Genomic DNA, 16,455 nt, shown 5'->3' on the forward strand with positions numbered 1-16,455 from the left:
CTTTGTAGCGTCGGATCGCGTCTAAGTGGCTCTAGTCCGCCGTTTTTCTTAATTATCAGTTACGTAGGAGTGCAGTGGTGCCCAGGAGAGGACCCTCGTTTCCGATAGACAAAGCCGTTTCGAAGCTAAGAATGCCCCCAAAGATGCCCCCGCTCTGTTGGTAAGGCTCCAACATACTCCCTCGTCCATTGAGGAGTTGGTTGTGCATCTGACTAGCTGGGTTACGCCTTGTCGGCCTCTGACCGGTTGTTAGAAGACGCAGCGGGTAGCAGGGGACTAGCGTGGGGAAACTTAGCCAGCAGGCATTGGAACGACATCTTTGGGGCGCAGCGGATATTCTGCGCGGCACGGTCGATGCCGGGGACTACAAGCAATATATCTTCGGCCTGCTCTTCTACAAACGCCTGTGCGACGTGTGGGATGAGGAGTTCGAGGCCCTCTTGGCCGAAACTGGCGACCGCGAGGAGGCTGCCGACCCGGACGAGCACCGCTTCCACATCCCGAAGGAGCACCGCTGGGAGGCCGTCCGTCATCAGTCCACACTGATCGGCCAGCGGCTCAACAATGCGTTGGCAGCCATCGAAGATGCCAACCTGCGACTGCGTGGTGTCTTCGGGTCAGTAGATTTCGCCAATCAGGATCGCTTCTCTGACGCCCTGCTGGAAAAGCTGCTCACCCATTTCGAGAAGCATCGTCTTCGCAATGCCGATGTGCCAGCCGATATGCTGGGCGACGCCTACCTGTACCTCATAAAGATGTTCGCCGAGGGCGCGGGCAAGAAGGGCGGTGAGTTCTATACGCCGCGCCAGATCGTCCGGCTGATGATCGAGATACTGGAGCCGCGCCCCGGCATGTCGATCTACGATCCCACCTGCGGCTCGGCGGGCATGTTGTTGGAGGCGGTGCAGTATCTTAAGGATCGGGGTGAAAACGCGCGCAGCCTGTCTCTCTATGGGCAGGAAAAGAACTTCGCCACGTGGGGCATCGCCGAGATCAACCTGTTCCTGCACGACGTGGACGACGCCTTCATTGCCAAGGGGGACACTATCCTTTCCCCCAAGCGATATGATCCCAAGGCGCGGGATTTTGTCCATGGCGTCGGGGCCTACGACCGCGTGTTGGCCAACCCGCCCTTTTCGGAAAAGGTGTGGGGCTACGATGTCTGGCAGAACGGCGATCCGTTCGGGCGCGACGAATATGGCTGCCCGCCCAAAGGCTATGGCGACCTTGCCTTCGTGCAGCACATGCTCGCTAGCCTAAAGGATGACGGGATGCTGGCGGTAGTGGTGCCGCATGGTGTCCTGTTTCGAGGCGGGGCTGAGGGGCGGATCAGAGAGGCCATGCTAGCCGCAGACGTGATCGAAGCGGTCGTGGGCCTCGCACCCAATCTGTTTTACGGAGCCGGTATCCCTGCCGCCCTATTAGTGTGCCGCAAGAAGAAGCCAAACGAGCGGCGGGGCAAAGTCCTGATCGTCAACGGCGATGCCACTTACCAGCCCGGCAAGGCGCAGAACTTCCTGACCGACGAACATGTTCGCACTTTGGCTGATGCTGTTCACCGCTTTGCCAATGTCGAAAGATTGGCGCGCGTAGTCCCGGTCGAGGAGATTGCCGTAAGCGGCCATAACCTCAACATCAGCCGTTATGTGCAGACCGTCGCAGATGCCGAGGCGGTCGATGTTGCGGCGGAAGTCACCAAGATGAAAGACCTGATCGCTAAGCGCAACGACGCGGAAGCGGTGATGTTCGAGCACCTCAAGAGGCTTGGCTATGTCGAGTGAGGCGGCTCAGCTCGTTTGGGACGCCGAGGCACCGACAGCGGAGTGGGATGAGGTCAGCGTTGCTGATGTTGTGGCAATGCTTCCCGGCTTCGCCTTCAAATCGGAAAACTTTACTTCCGAGTCAGGCGCAGGACTTCCGCTTATCCGTATCCGTGATCTCGGCCAGGCGACTACCGCAGCCCGCTACGTCGGCGATTATGATGAAACTTTCACGGTGCAGCATGGCGACATCTTGGTAGGGATGGACGGGGATTTCTCGGCAGTGCGATGGCAGGGCGGTAAGGCCTTACTTAATCAGCGGGTATTGAAGTTATCGGCAGCCCAGCCAGATACGATTGACGAAGGTTACCTGTTCTACCGGGTGCAGCCCGCACTTTTGGAACTTGAGCAAACCATTAGTGGCACGACCGTCAAGCATCTCTCGACCAAGGACTTGAGGCGGCTCATTTGGCAACTCCCACCACTCGACGAGCAGCGGCGCATCGCGAAGGTGCTCCGGTCAGTTGATGAGGCAGTTGCCGCAAGCCAAGCAGCGCTCCGCCAATCCGAGCTTACGCTTGCTGCGCTGTCGGACGAACTTTTTGCGGCACCGTGTTCGGAAGATGGTGATGGGTGGCCCCACCGCCCTCTAGAGGACTTACTCGACAACATCATAGATTATCGGGGTGTCCCGCCGCCAAAGTCGGATTATGGAATACCGCTCCTTACAGCCAAGAACGTTCGGTTTGGCTATCTCGACTTCGAGCCTCGCGAATACATCTCTGAGGATGACTACGATGGTTGGATGCGTCGAGGGCTTCCCAAGACCGGAGATATCATGTTCACGACGGAAGCTCCGCTCGGGAATGTCGCGGAGTTTCCCAACATTCGCGCCGCTCTTGGCCAGCGAACGCTGACACTCGTCCCAAAGACTGGTGCGCTTGATCCAAAGTTTCTGAAATGGCTGCTTCTCTCGAAGCCGGCACAACGCCTGATTTGGTCTCATGCTACCGGCTCGACCGCAAAAGGCATCAAGCAGCGGACCTTCCGTAAGCTCAAGTTCGGCTTCCCGACTCTGGAGCAACAGGTCCGTATTGCAGGGCTGTTGGAGGACGTCGGTACAGCACGCGATGCAGCGAAGCGGTCGTGCGAAGCTTATCAGGCCGTCAAGGCAGCTCTCACTGCCGACCTTTTATCGGGTCGCGTGCGGGTGCCTGTGTGAACGAATACCGCCTCGCCGAGAAGCCCGCGCTCGATGCGTTGGAGGCGATAGGCTGGACGGTGCTCTCCTCAGCCAAGGCGCTGGAAATGCGCGAGGAGGAGAACCGGGTCGTCCTCAAGTCAGTGCTGATAGAGGCGCTGTGCAAGCTCAACAACATCGGCGCGGGGGATGCCGAGGCGATCTACAACGATCTAGCCACACTGTCCGATAATGAAGAGTGGCAGCGCAAGCTGCGCGGCGGGTATTCGCGCCGCCTGTCCGGCGACAACCGCGACAGACCGATTGCGCTGATCGACTTCAAGAACCCTAACCGCAACTTCTTCCACGTTACCGGCCAGTTCCGCGTCGCTGCGCAACGCCCACGCGTGCCCGACATGGTGCTGTTCGTGAACGGCATCCCGTTGGTGGTGATCGAGGCCAAATCTCCGTTGAAGCGCACCGCGACTGGCGACGAGGCGCACGAGCAAATCCGTCAGTATGAGCGGGATATCCCCCGCCTATTCTATTCCAACGCGTTCAACGTCCTGACAGACGGGATGCACACTGAATATGGCGCGACCGGCTCGCCAGCGCAGTTCTACGGCCCGTGGCCTGACGCTTGGCCGCGAAGCCGGGATGACTTTTCCGACGCGCTGGCGAAAGACCTATGGTGCCTGTGCGAGCCGTCGCGCCTGCTCGACCTGCTCGCGCACTTCATTGTGTTCGAGGTGGACCCCGAGCGCGGGAACAAGATCAAGAAAATCTGCCGTTATCAGCAGTTTCGGGCGGTCAACAAGGCGGTGCAACGGGTTGCATCGGGACGGCACAGGAAGGGGCTGATCTGGCACACACAGGGCAGCGGCAAGAGCCTGACGATGGTGTTCCTTGTCCTAAAGTTGAAGACCCACCTGACACTCGATGCGCCGACGCTCGCCAATCCCAACATTCTCGTGCTGACTGATCGGATCGATCTCGACGACCAGATCAGCAAGACCTTCGTCGCCTGTGGCCTGCCCAACCCGGTGCAGTGCGGATCGGTGACGGCGCTGCGCGAAGCGGTGAACCGGGGGGGCAACGGACAAATCCTTCTGTCCACCATCTTCAAGTTCGCCGGATCGAAGGAACCGATCCCCAACTCGGCCAACTGGATCGTTCTGGTGGACGAGTGCCACCGCACGCAAGAGAAGGACTTGGGCGCGTTCCTGCAAGCGACCCTGCCGGACGCCCATTTCTACGGTTTCACGGGCACGCCCATCAAATCCAGCGACAAGGACACTTACGCCCGGTTTAGCGTCGCGGGGGAAGGTTATCTCGACAAATACGGGATCGACGATGCCGTGCGCGACGGTGCGACTGTGCCGATCCTCTACGAAGGTCGCAAAACGGATTGGGCGATCAACGAGGCCGAGATCGACATCCTGTTCGACCGGTGGTTCGTGGACCTGCCTGACGACAAGCGCGAGGAACTCAAGCGCAAGGGCCTAACCCTCGCCACCATTGCCAAGCACCCAGAGCGTGTGCGCTTGATCGCGCTCGACATTTGGGAGCACTTCAAGGTGGTCTGCCAGCCCGACGGCTACAAAGCGCAGATCGTAGCCGTGGATCGGGAGGCGGTGATCCTCTACCGGGCCGCTCTTTCCGCCGTAATAGCCGCCGAGTTGGAACGCGACGGCATGGACGCCGAAGCAGCACAAGCCAAAGCCGACGCCATGATTGCCTGCGTCTATTCCCAGAGCCAAGAGGACAACAAGCCCAGCGAGAACCCCGACATTGCCGCACTACGAGGGGAACTGGAGGCGCATTTTCTCGATGATGCTGCCGAGAAAGACGCAAAGAAGCGGTTCAAGGCACGCGGGCAGGAACCCAGCTTCCTTATCGTCTGCGATAAACTGCTCACTGGGTTCGACGCACCCATTGAGCATGTCATGTATCTCGACAAGCCGCTGAAGGAGCACAACCTACTGCAAGCCATCGCCCGGACGAACAGGACCCATGCTTTCACCGGTGGCGGAGGCGGCACCATCGAAAAGCCAAATGGGCGGATCGTCGATTACATCGGCGTCACCAACCATCTCGACGAGGCGCTGAAGTCCTACCGCTCCGAAGACGTCGAACACGCGATGAGCGACATCGCCATATTGCGAAACGACTTGAAGGAAGCCCAGGCCCGCTATCGAGCGCAGAAACGGGCGATGAAACTCGACGGGCTGGACGAAAAGGCCGCCGCGTATTCTGCCGCCGCTCTCGTGGCGCAGGGGCAGGAGGACGACTGGTTCGAGTTCCACCGGCTAATCCGCGACTTTATCAAGGTCTATGCAGACCTATCCCCCGATCCCGCCATCCTCGACTTCACCGCCGAAGTGAAATGGGCAGCCGCCTTTCTGCGTCTCGCGACGCAAGCCATCAGTAAGGACGAGAGCCTCGATCATCGGAGCTACTCCGGGAAGATCAGGGAGATGCTGGAACAGCACGTCCATGCGACTGGCCTTTCGACCACTATTCGTCTGCGCAACATCACCGATCCGAAATTCGCCGATGACTTCTCCATCGAGGGCAAGGACCAGGAGCAGTTGCAGGAAGCGTTCGTGCGCAAGTCGTCCGAGCTTCGCCGCGTCACCCGAGAATTGGTTGACAAGAACCCGGCGCAATACGGCCGCTTCTCGGAGCGGGTAATGGAGATCATTCGCCGTTTCGAGGCTGGCCAGATTGCAGCCGTCGATGGCCTGCGCGACTTCGAGGCACTGGCAAACGAAATACAGGCGGAACAGGGTGCGCATGCCGATCTTGGCATGGATGAGCACGCCTTTTCGATCTTACGGATCATGGAAGCCGTCTTGTCCAACGCGGATCATGCGACCTTGCAGGACGCGGCTATCGCCATTGGAGCCGTCTATTCTGACGCAGCGGCGACGCAGCCGGCCTTCACGCACATGGATGATTACCTGCGTAGCTTGCGCCAGAAGGTCCGGCGTATCTTGACCGAGCATGGCATCGGGGAAACCCAAGTCATCCGCGAGAAGGTCGAGGACTTCGCCATCCATGCCTACGGGGAAGCCTAATGCCGACGCTCCAGATAGGGCGGAAAGAAATAGCTTATGAGCTTCGCCGCTCTGCAACTGCCTCGGAGCGCCGCATCACTGTAACGCCGGGCCACGTCGACGTGCTCGCGCTGACGACCGATGACGAAGATGAGATCGCGGGGTTTCTGGACCGCAAGCGGCGATGGCTGTTCGATGCCGTTCGAGAAATGGAATTTGTCACAGCGGGTCGTCACGGCGTTCCTCGTTTCAGCACCGGCTCCAAGGTGCCCTACCGAGGTCGAAAAATGCCGCTGACGGTGCGCCGGACGGACGCGCAGCGGATTGAGATCATCTATCGAAACGGCTTCACCGTTGATTTGCCCGAATGGGCGGACGCTAATCCGGATCGTTTGATCGCGAGCGAGCTAAAGCTCTGGCTCAAGCAATCTGCCCGTCGCGACGTGAACAACGCAGCCGCCTCCATTGGGAAACGCTTGGGCCTCACCCCACGATCAATTCGAGCAAAGGACTTTGCCAGCGGCTGGGGATCGTGCGGGCGAGGAGGGAACGTCCTGATCAACTGGCACTTGATCTTCGCGCCACGAAAAGTGCTCGAATACGTGGTCGCCCATGAACTCGCCCACCTTCGGCATCGCACGCATGAACGCGACTTTTGGATGTTGGTGAAATCGCTAATGCCCGACTACGAGCGACCGAAGGCTTGGCTTGAGGCGAACCAGTCGATCCTGTCCGACGACTTTCTGAAATGGTGAAGTGATGGGGACACCTGTTCACTTTAGCAGCGAGCTTCCGGAGCGCTGCCTCCTTCTGATCGACAAGCTCCTGCCGCAAGTGCGTGAGACCTTTGTTCCGGGGGAAGAGGACCTTGGCCCGCTAACAACCACTTTCCTCTTCGCAATGGCAATGCCGATCATCACGCTCCCGCTGGAGCGGGTGAAGCGTCATCGCGAGCGTGCCAGTAGGGGCGAAGAGGGATACATGGATGATCGAGCGCTTTCGCCAGAGCTAGCCGCTGCGGTCGATGAAGCGTTAGGACAGCGCCCCTTCTCAAAGGCTCCGTTTTATCGAGCCGATCATTGGCGTTTCTTCGAGCACGACTACCCGGATGGCCTGAACTTGGCGAACGAGTTCCCACGCGATGCACAACGAGGACTTCAATCCGAAGACGCAGTTATGGCTGCGTCGAAGATGTCCGCGGAACAGTGGGCGCAGTGTCTCCGCAACGCACTTGCTCATGGGGGCGTGACTTATCTCGACAGGCACGGCCATCACACTCGCGGCGCGAACGCTGCCATGATTGCGTTCTCCAGCGCAAAGTACCCACGCGGAGACACAACCATGCCGCCAGAAAAACTCCGGCATTTACGCATCACCGAGGAGCATTTTCTCCACTTCCTGTGGCTATGGGTTGGTTGGCTCCACAGCTCGAAGCTATCGCTCGATCTCGTGGCCTGATTACCTCACTTCCAGTTGCCCACTACGGCTCAAGCCGGCAAGCTACTTAGGATGGAACAGGGTGGTTCTGGCATCGGTAAACGAGCGCTGCCGCGTGTGAGTGCAATCGGCGCACTTGTCCTTACCGGTTCATCGCTTCTGATTGCGCTCCTTTGGTTCAATAATTCGTCTCCTTGGATCAGTCGGAATGGCGGGCTAGCCAGCTGGGTCCAAGCGATTGGTAGTCTCTATGCGATTGTGGCGGTCTCGTTCCCCGTATTGTTTGAACGGCGGCTCGCGAGGGACCGCGCGCGTCAAACCGTCCTAGCTTCTGCTCGAATGGCGGGGGAGCTGATGACGACAGTAGTCACGCGAGCATTCGATGAAAATGCGCGGTTCTCCGAATGGTGGGTGCCACAATGGCAGGTGATTGACGATCTTATGGCGTCCTGTCCCATCCACGACATTCAATCTGACGAGGCGCTGGAAGCCTTTGTCTCCATTCGCGAGCTATATGGCCGGATGAGAGTCTGGGACGAGACCTCAAGCGAAGCGTGGCCAAACAAAGATGCGTCCATGCACAGTTACGCTGGAGCACTTTGTCTCGGCGTGTCAGCCCAGATGGAAGTCCTCGAACGAGCCCTTTCGCAGAGGCGCTGAACGTAGAGACTGACTGGTCAGCCTCCGGTGCCCCTATGGCCTCTTTCCAGGGCAAGGCAACGCAATGGCCGTGTTTTTCACGATGGCCTGACGACCCGCAAACGACCGCAGTCCTCCGGTTCGATGATCGAGCTTTGCGCGCTGGTCAAACACGTGCGCTAGGTAAGATGTGAAGAGCTGAAGTGGCGCGCCACCTAGATCATCACCGGAAATACAAAGGAGGTAGCTGATCGCCGGGTCATAGTCGTCGCCCCAGACATCGTTCCACTCGTATGGCGAAAAACTCCACCAGCCGCGTGTCACTATGCAGATGCAATCGGGCAGATCGTCGATGTCCTTAATGCCCAACTGACTGAGCAATTGACCTGACGAAAGCGCTTCCTCGAACTGGTTGAGGCCATTGCCGTCGTAAGCGAATATCCCGACGAAGTAGTCTTCGCGGGCAACAGTAGCCTGCCGCATAACTTCGATGCCACTTTTGACATTCTGAAGCGCGTCCACGAGCGTGCCAGACCAGCGGAAAGCACCTTTTCGGTCTAAGTGTGGAAACTCCTCCGAGGTTACCTCGCCCTTGTAATTTCTGACGATCCCCAGATCGCTTTTCACCTCGACGAAGCCACCGACATGGGGCGGAAGAACAGCAACAAAAGCGTCAGCAGCAATAAGTGGTGCTCGTTCGGAAGGATCATAGATGAGGCAGTCGATCTGCCGCGACGCCCGATCAACAATCGCAGTGCTTCCTGGATCATGATCGGTAATGAAGCCCGAGGCTATCTCATGCCGCTTTCCGATGTGGTCACGTAGATACGTTCTCAATCGAGCTTCCCGGAAGGCACCGAGCGTACCTGGATGCGAGGTGAAGAGTGCTACTAGCTCACCGTCCGCCGCAATCTTCTGCGCCTCGAGATCAAAGAAACGTGGAACCGACATCGGCAGGCGTTAGAACAGGTTTGCGGGTTTCGCCAACAGCTTACCAGCTCACCTTCCTTGGTAGCGGACTGCAGCCGAGCCGCAACTCACGTCCTGATGTCTGGGCTCACTGACTGTTCTGCACAGTCCGTGGGCTAAACGCTCCACGGCTTTCGAAGCAGCGGCTCGCAACTTGTAAGGCAAGCTGGACCAGTCTCAAATTTGATGGGAAAGGCGAGCGAGGAGACGGGCAATCGTGGACGGTGACCAAAGGCAGCCGTTTCGTGTCCGACAGTCGAATGCATTTAGCGCAGCCGCCGTTTCGGCCAGGGTTTCCGCGCCGTCAGCCCGTGCTTTGGTGACATAGGGTCGCAACTCTTCCGCGAAAAGGCGAGCGGCCTGTTTGTTGCGAGCTGCAAGTACTTGCCCATTCCGTCCCAAGATCACTCCCCGATGCCGTGCTGCGGCTAAAGCGGCCTTTGTTCGTTCGGATATGAGCGTGCGCTCGTGTTCGGCAAACGCGGCGAGGATGTGGATCATCAGCCGGTTCGCATAGGGCGCATCTGCGGCAACAAACTCAATGCCACTTTCCATCAGCGATGACACAAAGGCGACATTTCGAGCGAGCCGATCAAGTTTCGCAATAAGGAGGATGGCCCTCTTTTTGCGGCATTGTGCAATTGATTGCACAAGAACGGGTCGACTCTTCCCGCTACCAGTTTCGACTTCAACATGCTCCTCAAGAAGAGTGCCTCCGGCCTGTTCGACATAGCTTTGAACGGCCCCGCGTTGCGCCTCGATGCCCAACCCGGACGCACCTTGTCTCTGAGTGCTGACTCGTAAGTAAGCGACAAAATCGGCCATTGTTTCCCAGGTGAATGGTGGTTTGTGTGAGAAATCGTCTCACATGAGCCGCAAAGAGCAATAAGAAAGGCGGCATATCGTCGAAGTGTCAGAACTTCCTCTTAGCGTCCGGGCGCATCAGTGCGCATTGGCCAGTGCGTCGTGCATCAGGAACCTCAATTCCTCCGACTGAGTGCATCTCTGTGAGGGCGAGCGAGGAGCGATCCACGGCATAACTGGTTGTCTCATTCGCCCAAGTCACTTGCTCGGGCGCGAAGACCGCGGGAATTTTCTGCACGGTGTAGCCGGTCTCGACAATTGTGAAACCAGCTGTTTCGGCGCTCTCGTTTAGGTTCACGTCAATGTGAGCGCGACTGGAGCCATCGACGTAGGCAATTTCACACTTCAAGAAAACAGGCGCTGGTGACGCACTGACAGGACTCAAACCGAGGGCTGCTAGCACTGCTACTTGCATTTTCATCACACTCATCTCCTTCCATGGAAACGAGTGATCGAAGCACATGTCACGATTGGGGGACAGACCTAAAGCGAGTGTTCTGGCGATGAAGCCAAATGGACTTGGTCGCCCTGCTTGGCCGGAATGTGCGTGAGCAACGACAAGCACGCGGCATGAGCCAAGAGCAACTTGCTTTAGAAGCTGGCATGAAGCGCAGCTATGTTAGCGAGCTAGAACGCGGGCTGCGTAATCCGACGGTTCGTGCAGTCGGTCGCTTAGCAGAGGCCATGGGAATTGATCCAGCCATCCTTCTCGCAGCTAGCGACTAGGCTCGCCGCTTCGAACCCATCGCAGAGGTTCGCCCTCGCGCGGCGGCGTTATCCCTTTGAGGCCTTCCCAACACTTTGGTAGTCCCGATCCTCACACGGCGTAGCGAGGGCAAATGAGTATGCGCGTTTTCATCCTTGTCGGCCTGTTCGCACTTACCGCGCGCGCAGAAGCTGCCCCGAAGTATTTCCAAAGCACCCCAGAGTTGAAACGCCAGTGGTCTGTTCTGAACACGGAGTGTCGGGGAGGTCAGCACACACCCGACGACGCAGTCTGCCGGGAACGTGATCACATCTTGAGCGAACTCGAACGACGGGGCATTTGCTGGGCCTACTCGGATTATCGTGTCTACCCGGTTGACTACGATTGGCATCCCTGCAGCCAAAAGGCCCCAAGGGGTTGGAAGCCGGACTGAGCAAAGCGGCAACTTTCCACTCTACGCGGAATTGCACCAAAACCCACTCGGATGCGTTCAGATTATATGGCGGTGCGCGAGTTCATTATCTCGTATGAGTTCGACGGCGACAAATGGATGCTCGGCATTCAGGCCAAGTCGCCAGAGGATGCGGCGCGGCGGGTCCAGGCGATCCGGCGCTCCGCTGTCCTCTTAGGCTCGGGCGAACGCTTCACGCCCGTCGAAATTGAATTTCGCGGTAAGCGAACCATACTCGATCCTAGCGCCTAGGTGGCATGATTGTATCGAGCTTGGGGTTCTTGGCTCCGCAGAGTGAGCACTTAAGCTTTCGCTGGAACGTCTGAAGATCGCTAAATTTGGATGCCTTCAAGATATCGAAGCCGCCAACCGTATTGGTGTTGCCGCAGCTGCTACAAGTGATGGTGAGGAAGGCTCTGTAGCGGAGAAGATCAGCAACGGTGCGGATGTGCTTGGTGGACATCTTCCCCGCATATGCGGATCAGAACAATTAGTGAACATCCGGTCGCCGCCTGGGGAATTTTGCCAGGCCTTTAGCGCCTCTCAGGGCGTCTGCTTCTTAGCTGCATGCGCTTGGGCCTGGCCGGGATGCTGCTCTTAATGCTCAGCGCTTTCTGACCAACGATGAACGCGCGGTGGAGGAACACTTCCAGCGACGACAATAGTTCAGTGACTTCGCCGCTGTCCGGCTCCCATCCACGGTGAGCAGCGGCGCTGCCCGCATCGGTGACAACGCCGAGGACATCGCGTTCAGTCTGTCCAATCCAGCCTCCATCGCGAAGTTCGTTAAGCTTGTCATCAAACGTCTTGGTTGGGTCGATACCGAGAACTTCCGTCGCCCGGTCCAAAGCCGTTCGAAGCCCAATGGCTGTCAGGATGTGCGCGTAGTTATCATGAGCCACGTACATCTGACTCAAGATGTTATGCAGCTGTGGGTCAGCCTTTTGCATGGCTTCGAACCAGACGGGCTTGGTCTTCGTCGCTGGCTTCGGATAGGTCGCAAATGTCTTTGCGGCCTCAATCTGCTCGTTTCCGAACGCGTCGTAGTAGTGGTCTATATCCTCGCTGTCCCAGCTCTCGGTCTCGTAGAACACCGTCTCACATCCCCTGCACTCGAGCAGCGAATGGTCGACGCCTCCGTTCATTGAGTATCCGCCGGACTTATCCTCCCAGTCCCATGTCTTGTAGACCGAGCCGTGGACTTCGCATGTGCGCTCCCCGTCGCACGTGGGACAGTGCGCCTTCTTCGTCTTCTTCGCTGCGTCAGCCATGACCGCTGATACCGGCCCATCCGGACGGCGCGCAAGCCGACCGCCGCGACGGGCCAACGCTTGAATGCTGCGCTCGCTGTCAGAGGTTGGCCACGGAAGCTATTGTCCGCTTTCCGCCTGTTGCGGACATTAGCACCAAGGCTTCCGCCCGCCTTCGTAATGTCGGGCTAAACCTTCGCCCACGAGCGTGTCGCCGACGCTAGCCCCGCTGACCATTACCATCCTTAGCTTGCGCCCGAAGACGTCCTCGTCCCGATCAATCGGCTGCAAAGTGACGGGACCGCTATTCACGAGCTGGATCAGCCGCTGCGTAGCTCTGTCGCCGAGAGCCTTTTCTTCCGGACAGTGATATTCATGTGTCTCGGGTGCATCGATGTCAGCAACTCGCACATTTTGACCGCCGATCCAGATCGTATCGCCGTCGACAACGCAGTTCGCCCCGCCGCCTGTGTGACAAAAGCCAAAAGAAGTTCGCTGAGCTGACGAAGCGGAACGAGATGGTACCATGCTAGCGCCCGCAGTTGTGGCGCGATGCTGCCACGCAAGGTCCTCGGCATCGGGCGTCCTCGTCGGCACAGACGCAACGGCATTCCATTCGATTGCAGCCGATGGCGCGCCTGCACGTTGCTGCGGCCAGTTGGTCCAAGCCAGGCCGCCACACAGTCCAGCGAACACTGCCCCAAGTAGGATCGGAATTGCCGCGCCCGAAGGCCTGGCTGATCGGGTGGGCGTGTAGCGTCCGGCCTGAGTCCACGGACCCTGGCGCACCAGTTGAATGTTCCTGCGCCTAGCCCATCGCTCGCTCATCCGCGCCGACTACTTCAAAGCTACTTACTGGGCGGTTAGTGTCTGACGGTACCCGTTGAGCTCGCGAGCGCAGTGGGTCGGATTTGGAAAGGCAGGTGGTGCGTTGCCTTCCAATCTTGCCTCGCTACGCTGGCCTGTGAGGGAGAGCGCCGTGTCAGATCGCACTTTCTGGGGCATACACATGCCGCGTGAGTTTGGACTTGCGCCAGTCGAGGAAGGCTTTGTCGCCATTGGCTGGGATCAAATGGGCGACTTGAGCAAATTGCCCGATAATCGCGACGGGATGAAAGCGGCTTATGCTCGCGTGTACCCGCAAGCAAAGCCGGGAGAGATACCAGTAGGTGCGGGTCTTTTGTTGCGGTTCTCGCGGGAGATGAAAGTCGGCGACGTAGTAATCTATCCATCCAAGCCCGACCGAATGGTCAACATCGGCCTCATCGATAGCGATTACCGCTACGACCCCTCGATCAACCGACAGTATCCCAATCTCAGGCGGGTAAAGTGGCTGAAGCACATTCCGAGGTCCTCGTTCTCTCAGGCGGCCCTTAACGAGATTGGCTCGGCCCTCACTCTTTTTCAGGTCAGCACGAATGCGGACGAGTTCGCGGCGGCTTTAGAAGGTGAAACGCTCCAACCTGAAGCCATTGATGAGTCTACCGCTGAACGAGTGAGCGCGCAGGTTCAGGAGTCCACTGAGGACTTCATAGTTAAGCGTCTGAAGAATTCCCAAACGCCTTATCAGTTCGAACACTTCGTAGCCCATCTGTTGGTCTGCATGGGTTACCACGCCAGGGTGACCCAAGCTTCGGGTGATGGTGGCGTCGATGTGATCGCGCATCGAGACGAACTTGGCTTCGAGGAGCCGATAATAAAGGTGCAGTGTAAGCAGGTGCTTGGTACCATTGGTAGGCCTGACGTGCAGCGGCTGCACGGCGCAATCGAGCACGGGGAAAAAGGGCTTTTCGTCACGCTAGGCGGCTACTCGCCTGACGCGCGCAACTACGAGCGTTCAAAGCCAAACCTGCGGCTAATTGATGGCAGCGATTTGATCGAACTAATCTATGCTCATTACGACAAATTTGAGCCGCGATACCAGATGTTACTTCCGCTGAAGCGGTCGTACATTCCCGGACCGCTGGTGGGAGCGAAAGATTAGCAATCACTGAGCGAAGACGGTTCGCACGCTGAGGTGCGTTCGCAAGGTCTCTGGAGGTTTCGTGCACACCTGATTACTTCAGTTGAATGAGCAAGCCGGACACGCCGATCACGAAACTCGAAGATGATCGCCTGGCGAGAGCTCCGCTAATCGGTCATCTGCGGCGCATTTTGATTAGCGGACAAGCGGAAGGTAGACGCGCCACGCAACTTGCAGTCGGGCTCACGGGCGCTTGGGGCTCGGGCAAGTCGAGCATCCTTAGACTTCTCAATGACGATCTTTCGCGACTAGCCAATGTGTACGTCGTCGAGTTCAATCCTTGGGTTTTCCAAGGTCGCGATGATCTGCTTCAAGCATTTTTCGAAGAACTCGATCAGCAACTTGGCGCGAGTCCTGAGGACGATCTCCGCTCTGTTTTGCTGGCGCTCCACCAGTATCGCGAAGCAATTGAGCCATCTCTCAGTGCGGCATTTCCAGGAAGTGGTGTCCTTGCGAAATTGATCCCTCGACTGAAAGAGCGATCAGCACTTGCAAGGCGGCGCCAGCTAGAGGCTCGCCTTAAGGTCTTGACGGCGGCGGTGGTGGTGCTCGTCGATGAGCTCGACCGAGTTGAGCCGTCAGAGGTCCGTGCAATGGCCCGCGTCATAAAGGCCATCGGAGATTTGCCAAATATCTCTTATTTGGTGGCGTTTGATCGCGAGCGAGTTGAACTCGCCCTGGGCGACGGCAATGCTCCAAATGGCGCAGCTTACCTCGAAAAGGTAATTCAGTTTTCCGTGCCGCTCCGACCTCTGATTGTCGATGAGGTCCGGACGCTATTGCTCGCTGGGTTGGAAGACGCCGGATACGCTGCGGACCTAGGAGACTCACGGCTTTTTGAGGATGCATTTGAATGCCTATGGCCAGTTTTGGATACGCCGAGAGATATTAAGCGCCTTCTCAGCAGCTTTACGGCCATGGAACCAATGGTTGCTGGCGAGGTGAACTCGATAGACGTCCTCTGCTATGCTGCTCTTTGCACAAAAGCTGCAGCCGTGCGTGACCAGATCGGGGATGACCTGGATGCGGTTGTGAATGACGCCGCTAGCATGGCTCGGATGATCGAAAGGGGCAGGCCGGAGGGTCGCCCGACTGTTCCACTAGTGTTCGGGAATGTGACCGAGGGCGTCAGTGGGCTGCTGACCTTTCTCTTCCCCGTTCTTCGGGAAGGAGCTGCCCAAGATCAAGTACGATTTGGACGGGTCCAGCAGAGGCGAAACCTCCTTACGATGCTGTATCTCGGAGACCCACCATTCCAGGTGTCCCGTCGGGATGTTTTCCAATATTGGCAAAATCCAACGGTCGAAGCCCTATCTCGGTATCGGGAGGCGGGTAGGCTCTCTGACTTCGCAGGCCAGGTTTACAGGTTGCTTCCGCAGTTGCCCCAAGAGCACGACAATGCGGCTTGGCTCGCCCTGGCAGCCGAAGTTGATCGCGGGGATCAGCCCACAAGAACGCAGGGGCGGAGTATCGGGCGAGACCTTCGTGAAATCCTAGTCGATTTCGGTGCGCGCGGGGAGAACGAGCGTGCGCGCGCACAAAGTATCATTTCGGCATTGAGAGCCTCAGGCGACTTCGGACTGGTGCCAGACACATTGCGTTATCACATGTTTGCTTTCGGAATGATCGAAGGGCAGGCGGAGCGGGGTGGGCCTACCATATTCGACCGCGATCAAACCCGGGAGCTATTAGCGGCGGAACTACCCCGTTATCGCGAGTGGGTGTTCAACGGCCGGTGGCTTAGCGGTTCGCAGGATGCTGATGCCCTCTTCGCTCTAGAGCAATCGAACAGCTGGACGCCTGAGCTCAGGAGCACAGCCGAGGACCAGCTCGAAGACCCTCAAGCTTTGGTGAATTTCGCCGCCCTGATGGTCCCACCCGGGTGGGTCGTCGAACGAGGAGTAATCGAGCGATTTGTGTCAGAGGAACTGCTTCGGGAGCGCCTCCAAGGGATGGCTTTGCCGGATGACGAGTGGCTTCGACAATGCGTCACTCGCCTTTCCCAAGTGTTACACGGAGATGCACCAGAGCACCTTTGATCAATCAAAACAACGTCGCGGCGGTATGCCTGATCTGATCGATCACCGTGAAAGCTCCAATTGGCTTCTGAATACCCT

14 protein-coding genes are annotated in these 16,455 nt (G+C 58.0%); 10 read left to right on the forward strand and 4 right to left on the reverse strand.

What is annotated here, in order from left to right; all coding sequences use genetic code 11:
- Positions 1-281 precede the first annotated feature (281 nt).
- From AC4GYV_RS14995 to AC4GYV_RS15020, 6 genes are all read left to right on the forward strand, one after another.
- Entirely contained in the window at positions 282-1,781 is a 1,500-nt protein-coding gene (locus tag AC4GYV_RS14995) for a type I restriction-modification system subunit M (protein WP_491101501.1), read from the forward strand.
- Positions 1,771-2,982, forward strand: coding sequence for a restriction endonuclease subunit S (locus AC4GYV_RS15000; protein ID WP_491101502.1), 1,212 nt, complete (start codon positions 1,771-1,773; stop codon positions 2,980-2,982). Before AC4GYV_RS14995 ends, AC4GYV_RS15000 begins: the two co-directional genes overlap by 11 nt.
- Positions 2,979-6,020 carry a type I restriction endonuclease subunit R gene (locus tag AC4GYV_RS15005; RefSeq protein ID WP_491101503.1) on the forward strand — a complete coding sequence of 1,014 codons (3,042 nt, stop codon included), beginning with the start codon at positions 2,979-2,981 and terminating at the stop codon, positions 6,018-6,020. Before AC4GYV_RS15000 ends, AC4GYV_RS15005 begins: the two co-directional genes overlap by 4 nt.
- A complete protein-coding gene (locus tag AC4GYV_RS15010) occupies positions 6,020-6,754 on the forward strand; it encodes a M48 family metallopeptidase (protein WP_491101504.1) in 735 nt (244 codons plus the stop codon). The genes AC4GYV_RS15005 and AC4GYV_RS15010 overlap by 1 nt, the downstream gene beginning before the upstream one ends.
- Before the next feature lie 151 nt (positions 6,755-6,905).
- A complete protein-coding gene (locus tag AC4GYV_RS15015) occupies positions 6,906-7,457 on the forward strand; it encodes a hypothetical protein (protein WP_491101505.1) in 552 nt (183 codons plus the stop codon).
- A 333-nt stretch (positions 7,458-7,790) separates the two neighbouring features.
- Positions 7,791-8,096 carry a hypothetical protein gene (locus AC4GYV_RS15020; RefSeq protein WP_491101506.1) on the forward strand — a complete coding sequence of 102 codons (306 nt, stop codon included), beginning with the start codon at positions 7,791-7,793 and terminating at the stop codon, positions 8,094-8,096.
- A gap of 33 nt (positions 8,097-8,129) precedes the next feature.
- Here AC4GYV_RS15020 and AC4GYV_RS15025 read toward each other — a convergent pair whose 3' ends face one another.
- Both AC4GYV_RS15025 and AC4GYV_RS15030 read right to left on the reverse strand, forming a co-directional pair.
- Positions 8,130-9,026, reverse strand: coding sequence for a DUF6602 domain-containing protein (locus tag AC4GYV_RS15025; protein ID WP_491101507.1), 897 nt, complete (start codon positions 9,024-9,026; stop codon positions 8,130-8,132).
- A gap of 195 nt (positions 9,027-9,221) precedes the next feature.
- Complete coding sequence (locus tag AC4GYV_RS15030; RefSeq protein WP_491101508.1) at positions 9,222-9,869, reverse strand: recombinase family protein; 648 nt, start codon at positions 9,867-9,869, stop codon at positions 9,222-9,224.
- A 552-nt stretch (positions 9,870-10,421) separates the two neighbouring features.
- Between AC4GYV_RS15030 and AC4GYV_RS15035 the strand changes: the two genes are divergently transcribed.
- Both AC4GYV_RS15035 and AC4GYV_RS15040 read left to right on the forward strand, forming a co-directional pair.
- Positions 10,422-10,634, forward strand: a complete 213-nt coding sequence (locus AC4GYV_RS15035; RefSeq protein ID WP_491101509.1) for a helix-turn-helix domain-containing protein — start codon at positions 10,422-10,424, stop codon at positions 10,632-10,634.
- A gap of 464 nt (positions 10,635-11,098) precedes the next feature.
- On the forward strand, positions 11,099-11,317 hold the full coding sequence (locus AC4GYV_RS15040; protein ID WP_491101510.1) for a hypothetical protein: 219 nt from the start codon (positions 11,099-11,101) through the stop codon (positions 11,315-11,317).
- Between the two features lie 281 nt (positions 11,318-11,598).
- Here AC4GYV_RS15040 and AC4GYV_RS15045 read toward each other — a convergent pair whose 3' ends face one another.
- Positions 11,599-12,336, reverse strand: coding sequence for a DUF4145 domain-containing protein (locus AC4GYV_RS15045; RefSeq protein ID WP_491101511.1), 738 nt, complete (start codon positions 12,334-12,336; stop codon positions 11,599-11,601).
- 129 nt (positions 12,337-12,465) lie between these two features.
- The gene (locus tag AC4GYV_RS15050) at positions 12,466-12,726 is read right to left on the reverse strand and encodes a thermonuclease family protein (RefSeq protein WP_491101512.1); all 261 of its coding nucleotides are present in this window, start codon (positions 12,724-12,726) and stop codon (positions 12,466-12,468) included.
- Positions 12,727-13,294: 568 nt separating this feature from the next.
- Here AC4GYV_RS15050 and AC4GYV_RS15055 point away from each other — a divergent pair.
- Both AC4GYV_RS15055 and AC4GYV_RS15060 read left to right on the forward strand, forming a co-directional pair.
- Positions 13,295-14,299, forward strand: coding sequence for a restriction endonuclease (locus tag AC4GYV_RS15055; RefSeq protein WP_491101513.1), 1,005 nt, complete (start codon positions 13,295-13,297; stop codon positions 14,297-14,299).
- 86 nt (positions 14,300-14,385) lie between these two features.
- The gene (locus tag AC4GYV_RS15060) at positions 14,386-16,377 is read left to right on the forward strand and encodes a KAP family P-loop NTPase fold protein (RefSeq protein ID WP_491101514.1); all 1,992 of its coding nucleotides are present in this window, start codon (positions 14,386-14,388) and stop codon (positions 16,375-16,377) included.
- Positions 16,378-16,455 lie beyond the last annotated feature (78 nt).

The sequence above is a fragment of the Sphingomonas sp. SP4 genome (genome assembly GCF_058313375.1).

Excerpts from the sequence above, each read along its gene's own strand:
- AC4GYV_RS15000 (WP_491101502.1), top strand. The coding sequence starts at position 1,771 with ATGTCGAGTGAGGCGGCTCAGCTCGTTTGGGACGCCGAGGCACCGACA.
- AC4GYV_RS15010 (WP_491101504.1), top strand. The coding sequence starts at position 6,020 with ATGCCGACGCTCCAGATAGGGCGGAAAGAAATAGCTTATGAGCTTCGC.
- AC4GYV_RS15015 (WP_491101505.1), top strand. The coding sequence starts at position 6,906 with ATGCCGATCATCACGCTCCCGCTGGAGCGGGTGAAGCGTCATCGCGAG.
- AC4GYV_RS15020 (WP_491101506.1), top strand. The coding sequence starts at position 7,791 with ATGACGACAGTAGTCACGCGAGCATTCGATGAAAATGCGCGGTTCTCC.
- AC4GYV_RS15025 (WP_491101507.1), bottom strand. The coding sequence starts at position 9,026 with ATGTCGGTTCCACGTTTCTTTGATCTCGAGGCGCAGAAGATTGCGGCG.
- AC4GYV_RS15030 (WP_491101508.1), bottom strand. The coding sequence starts at position 9,869 with ATGGCCGATTTTGTCGCTTACTTACGAGTCAGCACTCAGAGACAAGGT.
- AC4GYV_RS15035 (WP_491101509.1), top strand. The coding sequence starts at position 10,422 with ATGGACTTGGTCGCCCTGCTTGGCCGGAATGTGCGTGAGCAACGACAA.
- AC4GYV_RS15040 (WP_491101510.1), top strand. The coding sequence starts at position 11,099 with ATGCGTTCAGATTATATGGCGGTGCGCGAGTTCATTATCTCGTATGAG.
- AC4GYV_RS15045 (WP_491101511.1), bottom strand. The coding sequence starts at position 12,336 with ATGGCTGACGCAGCGAAGAAGACGAAGAAGGCGCACTGTCCCACGTGC.
- AC4GYV_RS15060 (WP_491101514.1), top strand. The coding sequence starts at position 14,386 with ATGAGCAAGCCGGACACGCCGATCACGAAACTCGAAGATGATCGCCTG.